We start from the raw sequence: 3,631 nt of genomic DNA, 5'->3' as shown, positions 1-3,631 counted from the left end.
GCGTTGTAATCATCCGCAACCCATCGGCCCTGGCCGTCGGGCCTGCCTTGCGCCCGGTGAAGCGGATGGTCTCGTAGGCCGGCGCGAAGCCCTTGCGCCGGTAATTGGCCTGCTGCTCGGCGACGCCGTCAAGGCCGACGGTCCGGCCTGCAAGCCTTTTCATGCCGGCGTCCCACACCGTCTTGCCGTAGCCCATGCCGCGCATGTCAGGCCGGGAGATGTAGAGGCCGATGAAGCCGAATTCGCTGCCATAGGCCACGGCCGAAATTGCCGCGACCATGTCGTCGCCGACAAAGGCGCCGATGAAGCCTTCGGGGTCCGCCGCCTGGAGCATCGCCGGGTCTTCAAGACCTGGGTTCCAGCCTTCCGCAGCTGCCCAGTCGACGAGAAGCGCCAGTTCCTGCAGGGACAGTGTGCGGATGATCGGCGTCATTGCGTTAGCTATCTTCTTCCGAGGGCGCCGCCTGGCCGGCGGCTTTGCGGCGCAGCACCTTGGTCAGCTTCCAGATCGTCGGGCTGTTCTTGACGAAGGCTTTCAGCCGCGCGCCTTGCCGAAGCGTCAGCGCCAGCATGCGGCCCTTCACGGTCAAGGGGACCAGCACTTCGAAATGCCGCGTTTCGATATCGCACCACAGCCGCTTGTAAGGCTCATCTCCTACCGAAAAGTCATACACCTCGAAACCGGTCTCGCAGGCTTCCTGGATGTTGTCGAAGAACAGGAAGTCGCCGGGGCTGGCGTGCCCGAGATCGTCCTCGGCGATCGCTCCGAATTCGCAGATCAGGCGTTTGCCCGAGCGGCTTGAACCGGTAATGGCGCGCAGCTTGCCGGCAACCTCGAGCCCGTGCAGCACGAAGGAAGGCTTGTCCTCGCTAAGTGCTTGCGAAAACAGCGCGCGGAAGAAGCCGCGCACCTGCGCGTCGCCGAAGACGTTGGCGATGCCCATCTTGCGGAAGCGGAGTTCCTTCATCTCGAAGAAGGCGTCGAGCAGCCTGTCGATCTCGTCCGGGGTGCGGGCCTCGATGCGCCGGTGGCTGCCGACGGTCTCGAATTTCCGGATCTGCGACCGGTGCTTCTTGCGTTTGCGTTTGCCACTGGCGCGAGAAAGCAGCGCATCGAAGCCGCCGGCGAGATCGACGGCCAGCGACAGATTGGGGCTGGAAAAATGGTCAAGCGATGCGAGCGGATTGGCGACGCCGTCGAGATCGGGCAGCAACCGCTCGAGCGCGACCAGATCGATGTCCGGGCGTGCCTCGGCGATGGCCGCCAGCACCGATCGGAGGGCCGGCATATCCACCTTGGCCAGCCAGTTCGGGTCCGCGGCGACGAAGTTGCCGTTGGCGTGGCGCCCACCCATGAAGCGGGCGATCCGGAACGGCCCCTTCGAGGCAACCTCCAGCGCCAGCGAAAAAACCGGTTTGCCCTCGGCACTCAGCGTCGCGACGAGCAGGTCCGGTCGTGTCTCGGCCGCCCAGTTCAGGATCCAGGCAGCACTCTGCGCCGGACCAAACAGAGCCGAGCGGCAGAACTCGGCATAGGCCGCCAGTCCGTCCGTGGACGCCACCGAGATCGACAGGCCGGCACGGTCCCGTGGCAAGGCGCGCGACGATGCCTCGGTTGCCGCAAGCCGATTGCCGTCAAATGACGCAGTTGCGTCAACCATACCTCAATCCTTAGGGCGTATTGGTCGCGATTTGGGGGTTCGCATAGGCGCATTCCGTGCTTGGATCAGCCTAGGCGCAAAAGGTGAATGAATGATCGACGGCGGGGAGGCAATCCGGAAACTGGCGCTGAACGTCGCCCGCTATACCGGCCTTGCACCGCTGGCCAAGCCGTTCATCGGCGGCATTGGCGCCATCCTGATGCTGCACCGTGTTACCGCGACGCCGGAAAAGCCGGACGGCGTCAACCGGCATCTGAATATCGCGCCCGGGTTCCTCGATGCCATGATCGCCGACATGAAGGCGCATGGCTATGCCTTCGTCTCCATGGACGAAGCCGTCGAGCGCATCAAGGCGGGCGGCAAAGGCGGTCAGTTTGCCACGATCACCGCCGACGATGCCTATCGCGACAATATGGTCGAGGCGCTGCCGGTGCTGGAGAAGCACGGCGCGCCGATCACCATCTATGTCGCGCCCGGGCTGATCAACGGCACAGCCGACCTGTGGTGGGACGTTGTCGAGGACATCGTCAACGCGCGCGATACCTTGACGCTGACGCGGCCGAAGGGTCCGCTGACGATCGATTGCTCGACCCCCGCGAAGAAGCTGCAGGCCAATGCACGCCTGCACGCCTATCTCACCTCCGAAATCCGCGAGAAGGACCTGCAGGCGGTGTTGCGCGATCTGGCTCGCGCAAATGGCATCGACGCCGACGGTCCGCGCCTGCGCACATTGATGAACTGGGACGAAATCCGCCGCATCGCCGCGCATCCGCTGGTGACGATCGGCGCCCATACGATCAACCACAGCAATCTGAAGCGGCTCTCCGAAGCCGATGCCCGGCACGAGATCGGCGCCGTGCGCGCCATGTTGCTGGCCGAACTGGGCGAAGAGCCCCGCCATTTCGCTTACCCCTATGGCTATGCGAGTGCCGTAGGCTGTCGCGAAGTCGGCTTTGCCCGTGACGCAGGCTACACCTCTGCCGTGACGACGCGCCACGGCGTGCTGCGCGCCGAACATGCCGGGTTCCTGCAGGCTTTGCCGCGGATTTCCGTCAACGGCCGCTATCAGAGCCTCGCCCATATTCGCACCATGCTGTCGGGCGTGACGACGCCGCTCGCCAATGCCGGCAAGATGGTCGTCACCATCTGACGCTGGCGGTTTCGCCTAGCGCTTGGCCCTCGGCTCCAGCATCAGCCATTTGATGATGCCCATTGCCGGCAGCACCCAGACCAGGCCGCTGAGCAGGAAGAACAGGAAATGCACCCACGGACCCGACTCCGACAGCCGGGCGACCGCGAAGATCGATGCGACCAGCGCATAGATGATGACCAGCGCCACCAGCAGAAACATTCCGATCAGCTTTTTCAGGCGCAGGGGCATGGTTGGTCTCCTGATCGAGCATGCCGGAATTTGCACAGGCGGCCTGGCAGGCTCAAGGGGTAACGGCCTCGCATAGGCCTTGAGGCGAGACTGCGCAACCGGTGAGACGCGGCGCGACGGCGTGCCGCGCCGGATGGTCTTGCCAGCACGGGTGCGATGGTCCACCAATCCGCCAAATCAACCTGCCGGGACAAGATCATGGCTGCCATATCAGCTGCCGCGCCATACGTCGCCCGCGACCGCGACCTGCATAACCGGGCGCTGCTGCGCGCCTGGCTCTATGTGGTGCTTCTGGTGCTGTTTGCGCTGGTGCTGGTCGGCGGCGCCACCAGGCTCACCGATTCCGGCCTGTCGATTACGCAGTGGAAGCCGATCCATGGCGTGATCCCGCCGCTCAACGATGCCGAGTGGCAAGAGGAATTCCAGCTCTACCAGCAGATCCCGCAATATGCCGAGCTCAACAAGGGCATGGGCATCGAAGCGTTCAAATCGATCTTCTGGTGGGAATGGGCGCATCGCATCCTGGCGCGCAGCGTCGGCCTGGTCTTCGCCTTGCCGCTGCTGTTTTTCTGGGCAACGCGCCGCATCG

General features: G+C 64.2%; 5 protein-coding genes. 2 read left to right on the top strand and 3 right to left on the bottom strand.

Translation table 11 applies throughout. From position 1 onward, the window contains the following. Together EN884_RS29450 and EN884_RS29445 are read right to left on the bottom strand one after the other, a co-directional pair. Window positions 1-433: GNAT family N-acetyltransferase (locus EN884_RS29450; RefSeq protein WP_164895227.1), on the bottom strand; the 433-nt coding region annotated here is incomplete at its 3' end. 4 nt (window positions 434-437) lie between these two features. Further along, a complete protein-coding gene (locus tag EN884_RS29445) occupies window positions 438-1,661 on the bottom strand; it encodes a GNAT family N-acetyltransferase (RefSeq protein WP_063167777.1) in 1,224 nt (407 codons plus the stop codon). Window positions 1,662-1,752: 91 nt separating this feature from the next. Here EN884_RS29445 and EN884_RS29440 point away from each other — a divergent pair, with 91 nt between their 5' ends. Continuing rightward, window positions 1,753-2,811 (top strand): polysaccharide deacetylase family protein, encoded by a 1,059-nt coding sequence (locus tag EN884_RS29440; RefSeq protein WP_063167778.1) that lies wholly within the window; start codon window positions 1,753-1,755, stop codon window positions 2,809-2,811. Window positions 2,812-2,826: 15 nt separating this feature from the next. Here EN884_RS29440 and EN884_RS29435 read toward each other — a convergent pair whose 3' ends face one another. After that, a complete protein-coding gene (locus tag EN884_RS29435; protein ID WP_063167779.1) occupies window positions 2,827-3,042 on the bottom strand; it encodes a DUF2842 domain-containing protein in 216 nt (71 codons plus the stop codon). 198 nt (window positions 3,043-3,240) lie between these two features. On the opposite strand from EN884_RS29435, the gene EN884_RS29430 reads away from it, so the two are divergent. Next, window positions 3,241-3,631: COX15/CtaA family protein (locus EN884_RS29430; protein WP_206617668.1), on the top strand; the 391-nt coding region annotated here is incomplete at its 3' end.

The sequence above is a fragment of the Mesorhizobium sp. M7A.F.Ca.AU.001.01.1.1 genome (assembly GCF_004022735.1).
Lineage (GTDB): Bacteria > Pseudomonadota > Alphaproteobacteria > Rhizobiales > Rhizobiaceae > Mesorhizobium > Mesorhizobium ciceri.
This window is presented reverse-complemented; position numbering and strand designations above follow the sequence as displayed.

What these genes read in the sequence shown, in the direction of transcription:
- EN884_RS29440 (WP_063167778.1), top strand. Translation starts at nt 1,753, where the DNA reads ATGATCGACGGCGGGGAGGCAATCCGGAAACTGGCGCTGAACGTCGCC.
- EN884_RS29435 (WP_063167779.1), bottom strand. Translation starts at nt 3,042, where the DNA reads ATGCCCCTGCGCCTGAAAAAGCTGATCGGAATGTTTCTGCTGGTGGCG.
- EN884_RS29445 (WP_063167777.1), bottom strand. Translation starts at nt 1,661, where the DNA reads ATGGTTGACGCAACTGCGTCATTTGACGGCAATCGGCTTGCGGCAACC.